This window comes from Klebsiella sp. KP20-425-1 (assembly GCF_025813515.1).
Lineage (GTDB): Bacteria > Pseudomonadota > Gammaproteobacteria > Enterobacterales > Enterobacteriaceae > Klebsiella > Klebsiella pneumoniae.
In genome coordinates, this window is sequence record NZ_CP109614.1 from 2,475,614 (window position 1) to 2,494,393 (window position 18,780).

An 18,780-nucleotide genomic window follows, 5' to 3' on the forward strand; every position below is an offset into this window, starting at 1 on the left:
GTGAATATAGCCTGACGCGTCACGGGCAAGGTTAAGAATAACGATCCCTCTAACATGCTGAAACATTTCTGCCAGATCATTAGCAACCTTTCAGTAGGGCTGACGCTGCGATAAGGCTATGCTTCCCGGCCGTTACGCCGTTGGCTTTTCCAGTGATTCAGGTGATGTACCGCTAATGCCCCTTTTGAGAGATGAAATTCGCGACCACTCCGCGGAAGAGATGCTGTTTATCCGCCGGGCCGCAATTGCTTTTCTGCTGGTGGTGGTCTGCTTTGGCGTGCTGATCGTTAACCTCTACCATCTGCAGGTGGAGCAGCACGATTTTTACCAGACCCGGTCAAACCAGAACGACATCAAAATGCTGCCCATCGCCCCCAGCCGCGGGCTGATATTCGATCGCAACGGCATTCCGCTGGTGCAGAATATCACCCTGTATCGCCTGCAGGTGATCCCGAGCAAAATTCCCGATATGGCCGCGCTGTTGCAGCAGCTGACGCCTATCGTCGACCTGACGCCGGACGACATCGCCAGCTTTCGCGACGATATGCACCACACCAGCCGCTACAAAGCGGTCACCCTCAAGTCAGACCTCAGCGATGTGGAGGTGGCCCGCTTCGCGGTCAACGAATTCCGTTTCCCCGGCGTGACGGTGGAGAGCTACCAACAACGGGAATACCCCTACGGCGCAGAGCTGGCGCACGTGGTGGGCTATGTGTCGAAAATCAACGACAGCGATCTGCAGCGGCTGGCGAAAAACGGCGAAGAGGAGAACTACGCCGCCGACCGCAATATCGGTAAGCAGGGCATCGAGGGCTATTATGAAAAAGCGCTCCACGGCACCACCGGCTATCAGGAAGTGGAGGTGGATAACCACGGCCGGGTGGTGCGTCTACTGAAAGAGGTGCCGCCGGTGGCCGGAAAAAACCTCTATCTGACTCTCGACCTTCATCTCCAGCAGTATATTGAGTCGGTGCTGAAGGGACAGCGGGCGGCGGTGGTGGTGGTCGACCCGCGGGATGGCGGCGTGCTGGCGATGGTCTCCAGTCCCAGCTACGATCCTAATCCGTTCGTCAAAGGTATCGGCTATCAGGCCTATAAATCGCTGCTGGAGAATCCGGACCGGCCGCTGATCAACCGCGTCACCCAGGGGCTATATCCTCCGGCTTCGACGGTCAAACCCTATATGGCGCTGTCGGCGCTCTCCGCTGGGGTCATCACCCCGAACACCACCTTCTTCGGGGCGCCGACGTGGACGCTGCCGGGCACGCAACGCCGCTACCGCGACTGGCTGAAAACCGGCCACGGCATGCTCAACGTGACTAAAGCCATCGAAGAGTCAGCGGACACCTTTTTCTATCAGGTCGCCTTCGAGATGGGCATTGACCGGATCCATGAGTGGCTGAGCAAGTTCGGCTACGGCCAGTCCACCGGCATCGACCTTAATGAGGAGTACGCCGGGGTGCTGCCCAGCCGGGAGTGGAAACAGCGGGTGCATAAAAAGCCCTGGTATCAGGGGGACACCATCTCGGTCGGCATCGGCCAGGGGTACTGGATCGCCACCCCGATCCAGATGGTGAAGGCGCTTACCACTCTGCTGAACAATGGTAAAGTACAGGATCCGCATCTGCTCTATTCGATGAAGCAGGGCAACCATGTGGAACGTTATCAGCAGCCGGCGAACCTGCCGCAGGTGGGTGACCCGAAATCCCCGTACTGGGGCATTGTGCGCAACGGCATGTATGGGATGGCGAATCAGCCCAACGGCACCGGCTATAAGCTGTTTCATACTGCGCCGTATCAGATCGCGGCGAAGTCCGGGACCTCGCAGGTCTTTAGCCTGAAGCAAAACCAGACCTATAACGCCAAAATGATCCCGGTGCGTCTGCGCGACCATATCTTCTACACCCTGTTTGCCCCTTATCAGCATCCGAAGGTGGCGATGGCGCTGATTCTGGAGAACGGCGGCGGGGATGGGGTGGTGGCCGGACCGACGGCGCGCGCCATCCTGGACCATATTTTTGTCCCGCAGCAGGCATCTTCGGCGGCAGCCGATGTGCCGCAGCGTGATAGCGCCGATGCCCAGTAAGCGACAGGACTTATTCCGCAGGCGCATCGTCCATAGTAATTGGTTATTTGTCCCATCGTCTTCCCGGCGGCATAGTGTTTTACGGGAACATGACCCGGAGCGAGGAGGAAAGGTGACACGTAACCGATTACTGCTGGTCCAGACCGGCACGCCGCCGACGGCCATTCGCCAGGCGCATGGCGATCTGCCGCGCTGGTTTCGCACGCTGCTGGCGCCGTGGCAGACGCAGCTCACCACGGTGCGGGTGTTTGAAGATGAACCGCTGCCGACGCCGGATAACCAGACCATAGCGGTGCTAACCGGCTCGTGGGCGATGGTAACCGATCGTCTGGCGTGGAGCGAACGGACCGCCGACTGGCTCCGGCAGGCGGTGGCTATCGACATGCCGCTGTTCGGCGTTTGTTATGGTCATCAGCTGATGGCCCATGCCCTGGGGGGCGAGGTGGCGTATCATCCTGGCGGGCGGGAAAGCGGCAGCCAAACCATTACGCTGTCGCCATGGGGTGTCGATGATCCGCTGCTGAGCGGCCTGCCGGCTACATTTCCTGCGCATCTGAGCCATTTGCAAACCGTGACTCGTCTGCCGGAAGGGGCCACGGTGCTGGCCGCGTCCGCCCACGATCCCCACCAGATTGTGCGCTATGGGCTGCACGCGGTCTCTACGCAATTTCACCCGGAATTTACCGCGCCGATAGCCCGTTCGCTGATCCGCTACCGGGAGGCGGTGCTGCAGGCGGAAGGTATTGACGCGCAGCGGTTACACGACGAGGTGCAGGAGAGCCCGCAGGGCGCGGCGATCCTTACGCGCTTCGTCAGCGCCTTTCTGACCCCGGATGCCCCCGGCCATTAATCCCCTGTCGTGAACAGCACCTGCCAGCGGCGACGCCGGCGGGTCATTTCGCGTGCCAGATCGGCCACCTCTGCAACGCGCAGCGCGTCGACCGCCTGCGGCGTTAGCTCTGGTAAACCATACTCCTGACGCAGGGCGGACAGCGCCCGCGCCTCTGGCGGCCTGCTGGCGCGGATCTGAGCGGCCAGGCGCTGCTGTAGCGGTCTGAAGGTCGCCTCATCCATGGGGGCCAGCTGGCGCAGAAAGTCTTTACCACAGCGCAGCAATTCCCCGGCGCGGCGATCCGGGGACTGGAGCGCCATCAGCAGCCCGTCGCGATCGGCGACCCGCTGATAGCGGCAGCTCACCACATAGCCAATCTGCTGCTCCACCCGCAGGCGCTGGAAAAATAGCGGCTCACAATGCTGCGCCAGCAGCCGCAGGGCCGCCAGCGAGGCGCCATCCGGCAGCGGAATAAAGACCAGCAGCGCCGTATCGCCTCCCGGATAAACCAGACGTTCGACGCCGCGGCGGCAGGGCGCCGGAGCGGGCATCGGCGGATTAACCGGGGCGGTAATCAGGCTCAGCTGACGCGCTATCCACTGCGCATCTTCTGCGCTGCCGCCGGCCAGGGCCGCCAGCCAACCTTTCTGATGCCCGGATGTACCCAGCCGTTCGGGGAGTTGAGCCATGAGATAACGGATAGCGATACTTTCCGGCGGTGGGGTCAGCGAGGCGACCGGGAGCGCGAGCTGCCGCAGGATGGCCTGCAGGATCGCCTCCGGCCGTCGGCCTGGCTCCGGCAGCTGGAGGGTCAACTGCCAGCTGCCGTCGAACAGATGCCACTCGCCGTGTCCCCCGGCATGGCGCAGGGCGGCAAGCTGTGGGCGCAGCTGTTCCCCACGCGCCAGTCCTTCGGCCTGATCGGGCGAGCAGTAGAAGGGCGGTCGCAGCAGGAGCCTCGGCGGCTCTCCCGGTGACGGGAGGTGGAGCAGCGGCGCGGCTTTCTCCGGGCATTTGGCAACGAGATCGCCAGCGGCCTGCGGATAAAAAGCGAACGCCAGCGCCGGGTCAGACTCAGGGCGGCGGCGCCAGCGGCTAAGCGGCAGGCTAAAGCCCTGGGTGGCAACAGGCTCCCCTGGGGAAACGGTCTGACAGGCCAGGCTGACCGACGGGGCGGCCTGCAGGGCGGAGCAAAAATCGGCGAACCCGGCGGGCGGCGCGCCGGGGGCAAAGCCGAATGCCCGCTGGCGCAGCTGATCGAGAGGCGACAGCGCCTGAAAGCGGCGGCGGGATAGCTGATAGTAGTGTTGCTGCTGCTCAGGCGTCGTTTGCTGTAGCGCCTGCAGCCAGTGGGTTATCTGCCGGTCGACCTCTTCCGGCCGGTCGCTGGCGAAGACCAGCGCCAGCCAGCCGAGGTGCCGATCCTGATACAGCCAGTTCAGCGCCACATCCCCGGCCAGCCGGCGCTGGCGCAGGCTGGCCATCAGGCTGCCGGGGGCTTCATCCAGCAAAAACTCGCGCAGTAACGTGACGTTGTCACTTAAAGCGATCAGCGGGCAGCGCCACAGCGCGGGCTGGCTGGAGACCGCCAGCTGCAGTGCAGTGAACTCGCCCAGGCGCAGCGGCGGCGCCGGCGGCGGAGCCTCGCCTGCGGCAAGCCCGGCGGCGAAACGGGCCGCCAGCTCGCCGAGCGCCTCCAGCGACTGCGGCCCCTGCAGCCAGAGCTGCATTCGCCGGGCGACGTAATGGGTGCGGTGAAAATCGCCTAAGGCGGCCTGCAGCGCAGCGAGATCGCCCGCCAGCGCGTCGGCGCTGCCTACCTGAAAGCGGCGAAACGCCGGGGGCGCGCTGGCGGCGTGGCGCACCGCGGCTTCCCGGCGCGATGGCTCATGCTGCTGGATCAGGCGGTACTCGGCGTCAATCACCGCCACTTCGCGCTGAATATCTTCCCTGAGCAGCAGCGGGGCCTGCAGCATCTCCTGTAGACGCGCGACACCATCAGCCAGAGCATCGGCGGCAACCTCGAAAAAGAACGCGCTATGGCGAGCCAGGGTGGTGGCATTCACGCTTCCGCCCTGGCGCTGCACCCAGCCCATCAGTCGGTCATCATCCTGGTAGCGCTCTCCGCCGTAAAACAGCAGGTGTTCCAGCAGGTGCGCCAGCCCAGGGAAGCGCGACGGTTCGTGGTGGCTGCCGGCGGCGACCCGCGCCAGGGCAGCCGCGCGATCCGCCTGCGGCTGATGGACCAGGGTGGCCTGCAGGCCGCCCGGCAAAGTGACGGTGCGGGTCGCTAGCGTCATTACAGGTCCCGGGTTTGGTAGATCAGCTGCGAGCGGGTACGGTTGCGGAACTGCAGCTGGCTGACTTTTATGTCGCTGCAGGCCGCTTCGCGCCGGGCCTCGAGGATTTTGTGATGATGCGGGGATTTGCTGCACACCGGGTCGGCGTTATCGGCGCTGCCGGTCAGCATAAAGGCCTGGCAGCGGCAGCCGCCGAAGTCCTTCTCTTTTTCATCACAGGAGCGGCACGGCTCCGGCATCCAGTCATACCCGCGGTAGCGATTGAAGCCGAATGAGTCATACCAGATCGATTCCAGACTCTGCTCCAGCACCGACGGAAACGCCACCGGCAGCTGGCGCGCGCTGTGGCAAGGCAGGGCGGTGCCTTCCGGGGTGACGCTGAGGAAAATCGATCCCCAGCCGCCCATGCAGCCTTTCGGCCGCTCTTCGTAATAGTCCGGGGTGACGAACAGCAGGTTGGTGAGGTTGCCGCTGGCGGCCATTTTCTGCCGGTAGTCAGCGACCACCTGCTCGGCGCGGGCGATCTGTTCCCGGGTCGGCAGCAGCCCTTCGCGATTAAGAAACGCCCACCCGTAGAACTGGCAGGTGGCCAGCTCAACGTCATCGGCTTCCAGCTCAATGCACAGCTCGATAATTTTATCGAGCTGGTCGATGTTGTGCCGGTGGAGAACGAAGTTGAGCACCATCGGGTAGTCGCGCGCTTTCACGGCTTTGGCCATGGCCAGCTTCTGCTGGAAGGCTTTTTTGTTGCCGGCCAGCGCGGCGTTGAGCACTTCATCGCTGGCCTGGAAGCTAATCTGGATATGGTCCAGCCCGGCCTCGCTGAAGGCGTCCAGTTTGCTCTCCGTCAGCCCTATCCCGGAGGTGATCAGGTTGGTATAGAACCCGAGGTCGCGCGCGGCGCGGATCAGCTCCGGCAGATCTTTACGGGTCAGCGGCTCGCCGCCGGAAAAGCCCAGCTGAACGCTGCCCATCGCCCGCGCCTGGCGAAAGACCTCGATCCATTGTTCGGTGGTCAGCTCCTTATCCTGCCGGGCGAAGTCCAGCGGATTGGAACAGTAGGGACACTGCAGCGGGCAGCGGTAGGTCAGCTCCGCCAGCAGCCACAGTGGCGGATTGACGGTGGGTTTACTCTGGCTCACGGCAGGTGATCCACTTCTGTTGACAGGCGATCTGCAGGAACTCGATGACGTCGTCATCGACGCCGCCGGCTTCCGGGAAACGTTCATTAAGCATGGCGATAATCGCCGCGACGTCGCGCCGGCCATCGACCAGCTCGAGGATCGCCGCGGCGGTCTCATTGAGTTTGGCCATACCCTCCGGATAGAGGATCACATGGCTCTCCTGGGCGGCTTCCCACTGCAGTCGGTAGCCGCGACGAAAGGCAACGATGGACGTTTTCTGCATAATTACACCAGTCGGGTCGTGTGCCAGGCCGCCTTGTCGGTGACCGTGTGATAGGGCGGGCGCTGCAGGGCATAGGCCATGGTCATGGCATCGAGCATCGACCACAGAATGTCGAGCTTAAACTGCAGGATCTCCAGCATCCGGTTCTGTTTTTCAGCGCTGTCGCAGTAGGCCTTCGCCAGCGCCAGGCCATGCTCAACGTCGCGATTGGCCTGGCTCAGACGACTGCGGAAGTAAAAGTAGCCTTCCTCTTTGATCCATGGATAGTGCTGCGGCCAGCTGTCGAGGCGCGACTGATGGATCTGCGGGGCGAACAGCTCGGTCAGGGAGCTGCAGGCCGCCTCCTGCCAGCAGGCGCGACGAGCGAAATTGAGATAGGCATCCACTGCGAAGCGCACGCCGGGCAGCACGTGACGCTCGCTGAGCAGATCGTCGCGGCTCAAACCGACCGCTTCCCCCAGCCGCAGCCAGGCTTCAATCCCGCCGTCCTCGCCGTGGCTGCCGTCGTGGTCGAGGATCCGCTGCACCCATTTGCGCCGGGTTTGCGCATCCGGGCAGTTGGCCATAATCGCCGCGTCTTTCAGCGGAATAGTGGTCTGGTAATAATACCGGTTCGCCACCCAACCCTGAATTTGCTCGCGGGTCGCGTCGCCGTTATGCATGGCGATGTGGTAAGGGTGGTGAATATGGTAGAAGGCGCCTTTAGCCCGCAGAGCCTCTTCAAAGGCCTGCGGCGACAGCGTGTCAGTGATCAGCATGCGGTATCCTGAAGGGTGATTGCCATCCCGTCCCAGCTCACTTCGATCCCCTGTTGCGTTAGCGCCTGGCGCTGGGGAGACTGCTCGTTAAGGATCGGGTTGGTGTTATTAATATGAATGAGAATTTTGCGTTTTGCCGGCAGGGAGGCCAGCAGGGCCATCATCCCGTGCTCGTCGCCGAGCGCCAGGTGGCCCATATCGCGCCCGGTATTGCGCCCGACGCCGGCGGCCTGCAGCTCGTCATCCTGCCAGACGGTGCCATCGATCAGCAGACAGTCCGCTTTTTGCAGCCACGGCAGAAGGGTTTCATCCGGCTCACCCAGCCCCGGGGCATAGAACAGCGTCTGCCCGTTGCGGCGGTTTTCGATAAACAGCGCCACGTTATGACCCGGCAGCGGCCGGTCGCGATACGGCGAATAGGGCGGCGCGTTGCTGGCGATAGGCACCGCGGTAAACTGCAAATCAGGACAGGCGTCAACGGTAAAAGGCTGCTGCGGAGCGATGGGATGATGCACCAGGCCGCCGTTCCAGTGCCGCAGCATGGTAAACACCGGGAAGCCGGTGGAGAGATCCTCATGAACCTCCGGGGTGCACCAGACCTGATGTGGGCAGCCTTCCCGCAGGCTCAGCAACCCGGTGGTGTGGTCGATCTGACTGTCGGTGAGAATAATGCCGCCGATATGTGTTCCGCGCAGTACGCCGGCTTTATTTAACTCGGGGGTATGGGCAATCTGCTGGCTGATATCCGGCGAGGCGTTGCACAGCACCCACTCTTTACCGTTGTCGCTGACGATAATTGACGACTGGGTGCGGGGGGCAGCCTGAATGGTGCCATCGCGCAGACCCTGACAGTTGGCGCAGTTGCAGTTCCATTGCGGGAAACCGCCGCCGGCGGCGGAACCGAGGACTTTAATGAACATGAAGACGGACCGGGTAATGAATGAAGGTGCCCGCGCGAACGGCGGGCGGGGCGATTAACGGTTAGAAATGTACAGCGTCACTTCCAGACCGAGACGTAAATCGATAAAAGCAGGTTTCTTCCACATGTTTTGTTCCTCTTAAAAATGACTACAGGCCTCACGGATAATGGTGGATCTGTGACGGCTGCCGCATATTGCGCTTCACCGGGAGAGAGATCAACCCGGAATCTGTAAGGAATTAACTTTATGTTTACAATATAACCTATTGTTGCCAAACATTTTTTAATACCCGTAGCCAGTTACGCCACAGCAGCTTATCCAGCACCAATTGATCATAGCCGCTAGCGCGCAACGTATTGATAAGCCGCGGTAAGCCGGCCACATCGCCCAGCTCGTCCGGCAGGGTGATGCCGTCGAAATCCGAGCCAAGGGCCACATGATCCTCACCCATTATGTTAATAAGATAGTCGATATGCCGGACAATGGTGGTTAAGGGCGTGTCGCTATCGCGCCGGCCGTCGGCGCGCAGGAAAGCATTGCCGAAATTGACGCCCACCACGCCGCCGCTGTCGCGGATCGCCCGCAGTTGCTGGTCGGTCAGATTGCGCGGCTGCGGGCACAGGGCGTGGGCATTGGAGTGGGTGGCCACCAGCGGTGACGTTGAGTGATGGGCGGTATCCCAGAACGCTTTTTCATTCATATGAGACACGTCCATCTGCATCTTCAAGGCATTGACCTGCTTAATCAGATCGATACCTGCCGCTGTCAGTCCAGGCCCAGTGTCCGGGCTACCGGGAAACGAACCGTTAACGCCGCTGCCGAAGCGGTTCGCAATATTCCAGAACGGACCAATGCTGCGGACCCCGGCGGCATAAAAGGCCTGCAGGTCGCGGCCCTCGCCATCAAAACCTCCGGCACCCTCAATATGCGCCACCATCGCCAGTACCTTATCCTCGCGGCAGCGCTCGATATCCGCCGCGCTCAGACACAATCTCAAGCGTCCAGCGGAGTGCGCGATAAGTTGCTTCAGGATGGCCAGTTGCTGCCAGAGGATATCGATCGGATCCCATCGTTGGCTGGCGTATTGCGGCGTCATACGGGCAATATATTCCTGCGGTGGCACGAATAGCGCGAATAGCCCGCCGGCAAATCCGCCTTGCAGCATGCGCGGATAGTCGAGATGGCCGTTCTCAATCCCGGCAAAGAAGGCGCTCACCGGATCCTCGCGATGGTGAAGCCAGAGATTCAGCAGCAGGTCATTGTGACCATCAAAAATCGCCATAGCGGGTTCCTGCGTTCTTAAGTGGTGAAAAATGCCTGCCACGGTAACGGATTTATCTCCCGGGGCAAGCATAAATTCACATGCCCGCAACAATTGCCAACCTCGACTTTGTATCACACTGTATCTCGCGGCGCAGCGCTGACATTAAGAGATAAAAATGGCCCCGGTCGGGCACATGGCGGATACAAATTTCCGCTTTACTGGTCACGTACTCTCTTGATGACGATAAAAGGTGAGAAAACGATGAACAGATTATCCCTTGTCCGCTATACCAGCGCCGTGGCGCTGGGGTTATCCACCCTGTGGTCCGCCGCCGTTTGCGCCGCTGAAGACGCGGGGGCGTTCGACAAGATCCAGCAGATCCGCGCCGGCGACCTGAATATTGGCTACGTGGATATCGGCCCACGCGACGGCCAGCCGGTGATCCTGCTGCACGGCTGGCCCTACGACATTCAGAGCTATGCCCAGGTGGCGCCGGCTCTAGCGCAGAAGGGTTACCGGGTGATCGTGCCGTATCTGCGTGGCTACGGCACGACCCGTTTCCTCTCCGCCAGCACGCCGCGTAACGGTCAGCCGTCGGCGATGGCGGCCGATATTGTCCATCTGATGGACGCCCTTAACATCAGGCAGGCGGATCTGGCCGGTTTTGACTGGGGCGCGCGCACGGCGGATATCGTCGCCGCGCTGTGGCCGCAGCGGGTGAAATCCCTGGTCTCGGTGAGCGGGTATCTGATCAGCAGTCAGCAGATTGGCGAAAAACCGCTGCCGCCGCAGGCTGAGCTGTCGTGGTGGTATCAATTCTATTTTGCCACCCCGCGTGGGGAGGCCGGTTACCGGCAAAACACCCACGACTTTGCGAAATTTATCTGGCATCAGGCGTCGCCGCAGTGGCAATTCAGCGACGCGACCTTTGCCAAAACCGCCCGGGCGCTGGATAACCCGGACCATGTGGCGATCACCATCAGCAACTACCGCTGGCGCCTGGGGCTGGAGAAAGGGGAAGCGAAGTATGCCGGCTATGAACAACGGCTGGCGGCGCTACCGCCGATAACCGTGCCCACCATCACCCTGGAAGGGGCGAATAACGGCGCGCCGCATCCGGCTCCCGCCAGCTACCGTGCCAAATTTACCGGTAAATATGAGCACCGGGATCTGCCGGGAGCGGTGGGCCATAACCCGCCGCAGGAGGATCCGACGGCGTTTGTGCAGGCGGTGGTGGACGCCGATCGTTTGTAACCCGCGCCTTGCCGGCGGCGCGACGTTGCGCTTCCGGCAACACGGCTTATGCTTGTGAAGAGTTTATTTTGCCGCAGGAGCAGCCTTTGGAGCGTATTGACCACATCCTGGTCGTCGACGACGACCGCGACATCCGGGAACTGATTGTCGACTATCTGGAAAAATCGGGATATCGCGCCAGCGGCGCGGCGAACGGAAAAGCCATGTGGTCGGTACTCAAAAACCATCAAATTGACCTGATTGTGCTGGATATTATGATGCCGGGCGAGGATGGCTTAACGCTCTGTCGCCAGCTGCGCGCCAACCCGCAGCAGGATATCCCGGTGCTGATGCTCACCGCCCGCACCGATGACAGCGACCGGATCCTCGGCCTGGAAATGGGGGCTGACGATTATCTGATTAAGCCCTTTGTGGCCCGCGAACTGCTGGCGCGCATCAAAGCCATTTTACGCCGCACCCGGGCGCTGCCGCCCAACCTGCAGATCACCGAGGCGGGCAGGCTGATCGTCTTTGGCGACTGGCTGCTCGATACCGCCGCCCGTCATCTGCTGGACGACAGCGGCGCCATCGTCGCCCTCAGCGGGGCGGAGTATCGGCTGCTGCGGGTGTTTCTCGACCATCCCCAGCGGGTGCTGAACCGCGATCAGCTGCTCAATCTGACCCAGGGACGCGACGCGGAACTGTTTGAGCGGTCAATTGACCTGCTGGTGAGCCGACTGCGCCAGCGGCTGCGGGAGGATGCTCGCGAGCCGGCCTACATTAAAACGGTGCGCAGCGAAGGCTATGTGCTGTCGGTACCGGTCTCCATTCGCGAGAGGCATGAATGAGGTTCTGGCCCGCCTCGCTGCAGTCGAGGCTGATGGCGCTGCTGTTTCTGGCGCTGCTGCTGGCGAATACCTTAACCCTGTCGCTGCTGTTTTATGAGCGTATGAGCAGCGCTCGCAGCGTGATGCTGGGCAATCTGGCTTCCGATGTCGCCACCAGCGTGGCGATCCTTGACCGCCTGCCGGCCGCTGAGCGGCCACAATGGCTGCCGAAGCTGGCGCGCGGCAATTATCGCTATCTGCTGGACGCCGGGGAGCGCGGCGATTACCCGGACAGCTGGCGCGCCCGGGACGCAGCGCGCTCCCTGCAGGAGGCGCTGAGCGCGCAGTATCCGGTAAGTATTGTGGCGATCCCCGGCCCGCGGCAGCATATTCAGGCCCATATTACCCTTCACGACGGCGCGCCGTTGACCCTCGACCTGTGGCCGAAACTACCGGCCATCGCCCGCTGGCTGCCGGTGGTGCTGATCGCTCAGTTTGTCCTCCTGCTGGCCTGCGCCTGGTACGCGGTTCGCCAGGTATTGCTGCCCATCTCCCGCTTTACCCACGCGGTAAATGCCCTGGAGCCGGCCAGCGACACGGCGGGAACTATGGCCGAGCAGGGGCCGGAGGAGGTGCGTCGCGCCGCCCGCGCGTTTAACGCGATGCAGGCGCGCATCCACGATCATCTGCAGGAGCGAGCGCGGATCCTTGCCGCCATCTCCCACGATCTGCAAACCCCGATAACCCGAATGAAGCTGCGGGTGGAGATGGCCGACCAGCCGGAACTGCGCGATAAGCTACTGCAGGATCTCGACAATATGACCCGTCTGGTGCGGGAGGGCATCGCCTTCGCCCGCACCTCGCAGCCGCTGGAGGAGGCGCGACAGCGGCTGAATCTCGATGCGTTTCTCGACACCATCGTCTGCGATTATGCCGATGTCGGCCGGCCGGTCCAGTTTTGTCCCGAAGAGACCGCCGGGGTGGTGTGGATCCCGCCGCAGGCTCTGCGCCGGGTGATGACCAATCTTATCGATAACGCCTTGAAATTCGGTACGACGGCCACGGTAACCCTGACCCGTGACGCCGTGGGAGATATCACCCTTCATGTGCTGGATGAGGGGCCGGGGATCCCGGAGGCCTCGCTGCAGGCGGTGCTGCAGCCGTTTTATCGCCTGGAGGACTCGCGCAATCGCGATACCGGCGGCACCGGCCTGGGGCTGGCGATCGCCGCGCAGCTGGTCAGCCAGATGGACGGCGCGCTGCGCCTGGCCAACCGCCCGCAGGGCGGCCTGGACGCCAGCGTTCGCCTTGCCGCGGCGGGATTGTATCCTGCTGTATCTCCGGGAAAGACGGATAACTAAGCCGACAATTCTCCCCCTTTCCCGACACATTCGCCTTACATGGCCTTGCTGTAATGTCGTGGCTGCCACTCTCGGCAGCGACGGCATAATGAGGAGAAGGCGATGTCGATATTAATTGCATTTTTGGGCGGAATGTTAACCCTGCTGAGCCCCTGTACGCTGCCGGTGATCCCGCTGCTGTTCGCCAGCGTCCGGGGCCGCCGGGGGCAGCTGGCGATCATGCTGGCAGGAATGGCGCTGATGTTCGGCGCTGTCTCCTGGCTGGTGACGGTCGCCAGCGGCTGGGTGGTGAATCTGACCCTCGCAGGCCGCGGTCTGGCGCTGGCGTTCTTCGCCCTGGTCGGGCTGAGTCTGCTTTCACAACGCGTCGCGCAACGGCTGACCTCACCCCTGGTAGCGTTGGGGAATCAGCTTAACGATGCCAGTTCACGCCAGCGCGGCTGGATCGGATCTCTGCTGGCCGGGCTGGCGGTGGGCCTGCTGTGGGCGCCGTGCGCCGGGCCGGTATTGGGGGCGATACTTAGCCTGGGCTTTGTGCATCCGGGGCAGGCGACTACCGGCGGCTTGCTGCTGGCCTACGGCAGCGGCGGGGCGCTGATGTTATTCCTGCTGGGGTGGTGCGGGGCGGCGTTGATCACCAGATTGCGTCGCGGACAGGCGTTCGGCGAACGGCTGCGCCGGTTGGCAGGGGGGGCAATGCTGGCCTCGGTGGCGCTGATCGCCAGCGGCGGCGATCGCTATCTGCAAAGCGCTGGTGGACTGAGCCAGGCGCTGGAGCAGCGGCTGGCCGCCCGTCTGCCGCAGCCGGAGCAAAAGACCAGCCTCCAGCCGATCGCCGCGCCGCAGCCCAGTAGCGCGATGCCCTCTCTGGCGGGGGGCAGCGCATGGATCAACAGCCCGGCGTTAACTCCGGAGCGTCTGAAGGGCAAAGTGGTGCTGGTGGATTTCTGGACCCGGGAGTGTATCAACTGTCAGCATACCCTGCCTTACGTGCGCGACTGGGCGAACAAATACCGCGCGGCGGGCCTGGTGGTGATTGGCGTTCATACCCCGGAATATCCCTGGGAGCGTTCGTTGCCCCTGCTGCGCCAGGCGGTGAAGGACTGGCGGATAACCTACCCGGTGGTGGCGGATAATGAGTACGCCATCTGGAACGCCTTCGGCAATCAGTACTGGCCGGCGCATTACATTTTCGACGCTCGCGGACAGCTGCGTTATACCGCATTCGGCGAAGGGGATTATTCCCGCCAGGAGCAGGTGATCCAGCAGCTGCTGCAGGAGAGCAAAGCCTGACCCGCGGCGCAGGCGTCTGGCGGACGGAACCCTCCAGCCCTTATACCTGATGCCGGGCGGCGCTGCGCTTGCCCGGCCTACATGAGCGCGCAGGGAGAATGTAGGCCCGGTAAGGCGCAGCCGCCACCGGGCATTGAAGCGGGAGAGGTGCGGAATGCCTATTGTCGGTGGCTGCCGAACGGTTCCGTTCATCTCTTGTGCCTGTTGCCGGGCGGCGCTGCGCTTGCCCGGGAGACAGAATGTGGAGTGGGGTAACAGATGCTGCCGAACGGTTCCCTTTCCCTTCAGGGAGAGGGTTAGGGTGAAGGTGAATGGAAATGGCGTGACAGTGTCACCTGTCGAGCCATCCCTGCAGGGCCTCGGTCATCAGTTCGCCGAGCAGCGCCACGGCGGCGGAATGGTGTTCCTCACGCGGGGTTTGTCGCAGGCTGACGGCCAGACTTCCTGGCGCTGGCAGCAGTCCTCCTGCAGGGCGCAGGTTGCCTGGCATGCCGATGCGGGTGCGTATCGTCAGGCCCAGCCCGGCCTGCACCGCCGCCCAGATGCCGCTCAGGCTGTGGCTGACGAACACCACCTGCCAGGGGATCCCCGCGGCATCGAGACAGGCAATGGCGCGGGAGCGCATCAGGCACGGGCTGTCGAACATCACCAGCGGCAGCGGCTCGCCGGAGACCAGCAGAGCGCGAATGTCCAGGTCAGGATGCGCAATCCACGCCAGCGGGCAGAGGCCCAGCCCGGGACCCTGATCTTCGCTTTGCCACAGCAGCGCCAGATCCAGCGCCTCTTCCGCCAGCGCCTGGCGCAGCGGACCATTGCGATCCACCCTGGCGACTATCCGCACCTGCGGATGATGCCGTTTAAATTGCCCGAGGATCCCCGGCATCAGCGATTCGCCAAAATCTTCCTGCATACCAAGGTGGATCTCGCCGGTGAGCCGCTCACCCTGCAGCGCGCGCAGGGTTTCATCATTGAGCGCCAGCAGGCGTCTGGCGTAGCTCATCAGCTTTTCGCCTTCCGCGGTGAGCACCAGATGCCGCCCCTGTTTGGTCACCAGCGCCGTACCGCACTGGCTCTCCAGCTTTTTAAGCTGGGCGCTGACCGCGGAGGTGGAACGCGACAGGCGCAGCGATGCCTGGGCGAAACTGCCGCACTCCATGCCGGTCACAAAGCTGCGCAGGGCGTCGAGATCCAGCCCTGGTAAGCGTTTCTCCATCATTATCCCCATTTTCAGGACGTTTATCCTGAACGTTGTTATTTTCGGGATAGTACTGTGGCATCGCGCGAGGCAGGGGTCAACGGGCCCTGCGAAGAGAGCATTAGCGGTGCGGAAAGAAATAAAAAAAGCCGATAAGGACATTATCGGCTTATTGCAGGCAAGGCTGGCAGCGGGGCGGCAGGCGCCGCCTCGCTAAGGCAGGTTATTGCGCCAGCAGTTCCTGAGCGGTGCGCTCCACCAGGTTCAGCAGAACCTTCACGTCATCCAGCGTCACCACCGGGTTCAGCAGGGTCAGCTTCAGGCAGGTAACGCCGTTGTGCTCGGTTACGCCGACGTTAGCGCGGCCGGAGGCCAGCAGGGCGTCGCCGACGCGCTGGTTGAGCAGCGCGATAGCCGCCGCGTCGCTCCCGGCCATCTGCGCCGGACGGGAACGGAACAGCACGCTCGCCAGCTGCGGCTGCATCACCAGCTCCAGCGTCGGCTGCGACTTCACGTACTCCGCCACGTTTTTCGCCATCGTGACGCCGTGATCGATGATCGCCGCATACTGTTTCTGGCCCAGCGCTTCCAGACCCATCCACAGCTTCAGCGCATCGAAGCGACGGGTGGTCTGCAGCGACTTAGACACCAGGTTCGGTACGCCGTGTTCTTCATCGAACTCGGAGTTCAGATAGGCCGCCTGATAACGCATCAACTCGTAATGGCGCGCGTCCTTCAGCAGGAATGCGCCGCAGCTGATGGTCTGGAAGAACTGCTTATGGAAGTCCAGGGTAACGGAATCCACCAGCTCCAGACCGTCAAGGTAGTCGCGATACTGCTCAGACAGCAGCAGGGCGCCGCCCCAGGCTGCGTCAACGTGCAGCCAGATCTGATGTTCCGCAGCGATACCGGCGATGTCGCGCAGCGGGTCGATAGCGCCTGCGTCGGTGGTGCCAGCGGTGGCCACGATCGCCATGATCTGCTCGCCGTTAGCCTGCGCTTGCGCAATCTTCGCCTGCAGGTCGGACACGTCCATCCGCGCGAATTCGTCGGTTTTCACCAGCGTTACCGAGCGGTAGCCGAGGCCCATCAGCGCCATGTTCTTCTGCACCGAGAAGTGGGCGTTTTCCGAGCACAAGACTTTGTACTTGCGGATATCCCCCGGCAGCCCATCCTGCTGGATGGAGTGCCCCTGACGGGCGAAGAAGGCGTCGCGCGCCAGCATCAGGCCCATCAGGTTGCTCTGGGTGCCGCCGCTGGTGAAGACGCCGGCGTCGCCCGCCGGAAAACCGACCCGGGCGCGCAGCCATTCGATCAGCTTCATCTCGATAATGGTTGCCGACGGGCTCTGATCCCAGGAGTCCATGCTCTGGTTGGTGGCGTTAATCAGCACTTCCGCCGCCTGGCTAATCACCAGGCTCGGGCAGTGCAGGTGCGCCACGCACTGCGGGTGATGCACCGACAGGCTGTCTTTCAGGAAGTACTCGATCGCACGATCAATCGCCGCCTGGTTACCCAAACCCTGTTCGTTAAATTCAAGGGAGATACGCTCACGCAGCTCGTCAACGCTTTTCCCCTGATACATCTCAGGTTGCTTCAGCCACTGCACAACGGCCTGGCTGGTCTGCTCGATAACCTGCTGATAGGCTTCAACGCTCTGCGCTGAACCAGCAAGAATCGGATTCAATGTGGACATGGCGGTCACTTACTCCACTCAGACCGGTTTTACGCCGGCGGCCAGCAGGGCCTGTTCAAATTTGTCGAGGAACACGTCCAGCTCCGCGTCGCTGATCAGCAGGGACGGCAGCAGGCGCAGCACGCAGCCGTGACGACCGCCACGCTCGAGGATCAGGCCCGCTTCGAAGCATTTCTTCTGCAGCAGGGCAGAGAGTTCGCCGTCAGCCGGGTAGCAGCCCATGTGATCCTGCGCTTCGTTCGGCTTGACGATTTCGATACCGATCATCAGACCGAGACCGCGAACGTGGCCAATCACCGGGTAGCGTTTCTGCAGCTCGGCCAGTTTACCTTTCAGCCACTCGCCCTGGGCGGCGACTTTGTCGGCGATCTTGTTGTCGCGCAGATGACGCAGGGTGGTCAGGCCGGTGGCCATCGCCAGCTGGTTGCCGCGGAAGGTGCCGGTGTGGTGACCCGGTTCCCAGGCGTCGAACTGCTTTTTAATGCCCAGCACCGCCAGCGGCAGCCCGCCGCCAACCGCTTTCGACATCACGATGATGTCCGGCTGAATACCGGCGTGCTCGAAGGCGAAGAATTTACCGGTACGGGCAAAGCCGGCCTGCACTTCATCGACGATCAGCAGAATGCCGTGCTCTTCGGTCACTTTGCGGATGCGCTGCAGCCACTCGACCGGCGCCGGGTTCACACCGCCTTCGCCCTGAACGGCTTCAAGGATCACCGCCGCCGGTTTACGGACGCCGCTCTCCACGTCGTTGATCAGGTTTTCGAAGTAGTAGGTCAGGGCTTTCACGCCGGCTTCGCCGCCGATGCCCAGCGGGCAACGATACAGGTGCGGGTAAGGCATGAACTGGACTTCCGGCATCATGCCGTTAACCGCCGCTTTCGGCGACAGGTTGCCGGTGACGGACAGCGCGCCGTGGGTCATCCCGTGATAGCCGCCGGAGAAGCTGATCACCGCGGTACGACCGGTGTATTTTTTCGCCAGCTTCAGCGCGGCTTCCACGGCGTCAGCGCCGGACGGGCCGGTGAACTGCAGGCAATATTCTTTCCCTTCGCCCGGCAGGCAAGAGAGCAGGTATTCGGAGAAGCGATCTTTTAACGGGGTGGTAAGATCGAGAGTATGTAACGGCAAGCCGCTGGTAATGACACTTTGGATGCTCTGCAATACATCAGGGTGGTTGTGGCCCAGAGCGAGAGTACCGGCGCCCGCGAGGCAGTCCAGGTACTGTTTGTTATCCGCATCCGTCAGCCACACGCCTTCGGCTTTAGTGATAGCCAGCGGCAGCTTACGCGGGTAACTCCTGACATTCGATTCGAATTCGGCCTGACGGGCCAAAAAGGTTTCGTTGTTTGCGTCTAATAAATCGGCACGTAAAGTATCAATACGGACTTTATCCGTCATCATATCACTCCCACAACCAGCATTGCGGTTGAACGCTGGTTGAATAATTGGTGTAAGAAATTGAATTGGCATTCATAAAGCGCGCACAATATATGGCTTTTTAAATCCGCATTCAACGTTTTATTGATTGCGCTATTTTGACGTTATTCTTACCAGGGGCAAAATTAACGTAACTTGCTGAATTATAATAGAACAACGCTCTGTCAC

The 18,780-nt window shown here is 62.0% G+C and carries 16 protein-coding genes; 6 read left to right on the forward strand and 10 right to left on the reverse strand.

Annotated features, from left to right (window positions below; all coding sequences use genetic code 11):
- Nucleotides 1-175 precede the first annotated feature (175 nt).
- Both mrdA and OHJ17_RS12170 read left to right on the forward strand, forming a co-directional pair.
- Entirely contained in the window at nt 176-2,086 is a 1,911-nt protein-coding gene (mrdA, locus tag OHJ17_RS12165) for a penicillin-binding protein 2 (RefSeq protein ID WP_002905759.1), read from the forward strand.
- 112 nt (nt 2,087-2,198) lie between these two features.
- Complete coding sequence (locus tag OHJ17_RS12170) at nt 2,199-2,936, forward strand: glutamine amidotransferase (protein WP_032433122.1); 738 nt, start codon at nt 2,199-2,201, stop codon at nt 2,934-2,936.
- Here the strand turns inward: OHJ17_RS12170 and pqqF are convergent.
- From pqqF to OHJ17_RS12205, 7 genes are all read right to left on the reverse strand, one after another.
- Nucleotides 2,933-5,218 carry a pyrroloquinoline quinone biosynthesis protein PqqF gene (pqqF, locus tag OHJ17_RS12175; protein ID WP_032424997.1) on the reverse strand — a complete coding sequence of 762 codons (2,286 nt, stop codon included), beginning with the start codon at nt 5,216-5,218 and terminating at the stop codon, nt 2,933-2,935. The two genes, OHJ17_RS12170 and pqqF, sit on opposite strands and share 4 nt — an antisense overlap.
- A complete protein-coding gene (pqqE, locus tag OHJ17_RS12180) occupies nt 5,218-6,360 on the reverse strand; it encodes a pyrroloquinoline quinone biosynthesis protein PqqE (protein WP_004184158.1) in 1,143 nt (380 codons plus the stop codon). Before pqqE ends, pqqF begins: the two co-directional genes overlap by 1 nt.
- Complete coding sequence (gene pqqD, locus OHJ17_RS12185) at nt 6,347-6,625, reverse strand: pyrroloquinoline quinone biosynthesis peptide chaperone PqqD (RefSeq protein WP_004143686.1); 279 nt, start codon at nt 6,623-6,625, stop codon at nt 6,347-6,349. Before pqqD ends, pqqE begins: the two co-directional genes overlap by 14 nt.
- Before the next feature lie 2 nt (nt 6,626-6,627).
- Entirely contained in the window at nt 6,628-7,383 is a 756-nt protein-coding gene (pqqC, locus tag OHJ17_RS12190; protein ID WP_032433121.1) for a pyrroloquinoline-quinone synthase PqqC, read from the reverse strand.
- A complete protein-coding gene (pqqB, locus tag OHJ17_RS12195) occupies nt 7,377-8,303 on the reverse strand; it encodes a pyrroloquinoline quinone biosynthesis protein PqqB (RefSeq protein ID WP_004148467.1) in 927 nt (308 codons plus the stop codon). Before pqqB ends, pqqC begins: the two co-directional genes overlap by 7 nt.
- 54 nt (nt 8,304-8,357) lie before the next feature.
- The gene (gene pqqA, locus OHJ17_RS12200) at nt 8,358-8,429 is read right to left on the reverse strand and encodes a pyrroloquinoline quinone precursor peptide PqqA (RefSeq protein WP_002905689.1); all 72 of its coding nucleotides are present in this window, start codon (nt 8,427-8,429) and stop codon (nt 8,358-8,360) included.
- 136 nt (nt 8,430-8,565) lie between these two features.
- Nucleotides 8,566-9,585: a dipeptidase gene (locus OHJ17_RS12205; protein ID WP_023283754.1), complete on the reverse strand. Its 1,020-nt coding sequence runs from the start codon at nt 9,583-9,585 to the stop codon at nt 8,566-8,568.
- 243 nt (nt 9,586-9,828) lie between these two features.
- Between OHJ17_RS12205 and OHJ17_RS12210 the strand changes: the two genes are divergently transcribed.
- From OHJ17_RS12210 to OHJ17_RS12225, 4 genes are all read left to right on the forward strand, one after another.
- Entirely contained in the window at nt 9,829-10,821 is a 993-nt protein-coding gene (locus tag OHJ17_RS12210) for an alpha/beta fold hydrolase (protein ID WP_004189934.1), read from the forward strand.
- 86 nt (nt 10,822-10,907) lie between these two features.
- Nucleotides 10,908-11,648, forward strand: a complete 741-nt coding sequence (locus OHJ17_RS12215) for a response regulator (RefSeq protein WP_004176065.1) — start codon at nt 10,908-10,910, stop codon at nt 11,646-11,648.
- Nucleotides 11,645-12,988 (forward strand): ATP-binding protein, encoded by a 1,344-nt coding sequence (locus OHJ17_RS12220; protein ID WP_020802158.1) that lies wholly within the window; start codon nt 11,645-11,647, stop codon nt 12,986-12,988. Before OHJ17_RS12215 ends, OHJ17_RS12220 begins: the two co-directional genes overlap by 4 nt.
- Before the next feature lie 102 nt (nt 12,989-13,090).
- On the forward strand, nt 13,091-14,281 hold the full coding sequence (locus OHJ17_RS12225; protein WP_032433120.1) for a cytochrome c biogenesis protein/redoxin: 1,191 nt from the start codon (nt 13,091-13,093) through the stop codon (nt 14,279-14,281).
- Between the two features lie 331 nt (nt 14,282-14,612).
- Here OHJ17_RS12225 and OHJ17_RS12230 read toward each other — a convergent pair whose 3' ends face one another.
- From OHJ17_RS12230 to OHJ17_RS12240, 3 genes are all read right to left on the reverse strand, one after another.
- Complete coding sequence (locus tag OHJ17_RS12230; protein WP_032416538.1) at nt 14,613-15,506, reverse strand: LysR substrate-binding domain-containing protein; 894 nt, start codon at nt 15,504-15,506, stop codon at nt 14,613-14,615.
- 193 nt (nt 15,507-15,699) lie between these two features.
- The gene (locus OHJ17_RS12235) at nt 15,700-17,181 is read right to left on the reverse strand and encodes a pyridoxal phosphate-dependent decarboxylase family protein (RefSeq protein ID WP_004217942.1); all 1,482 of its coding nucleotides are present in this window, start codon (nt 17,179-17,181) and stop codon (nt 15,700-15,702) included.
- Between the two features lie 9 nt (nt 17,182-17,190).
- Nucleotides 17,191-18,576, reverse strand: a complete 1,386-nt coding sequence (locus tag OHJ17_RS12240) for a diaminobutyrate--2-oxoglutarate transaminase (protein ID WP_002905540.1) — start codon at nt 18,574-18,576, stop codon at nt 17,191-17,193.
- Nucleotides 18,577-18,780 lie beyond the last annotated feature (204 nt).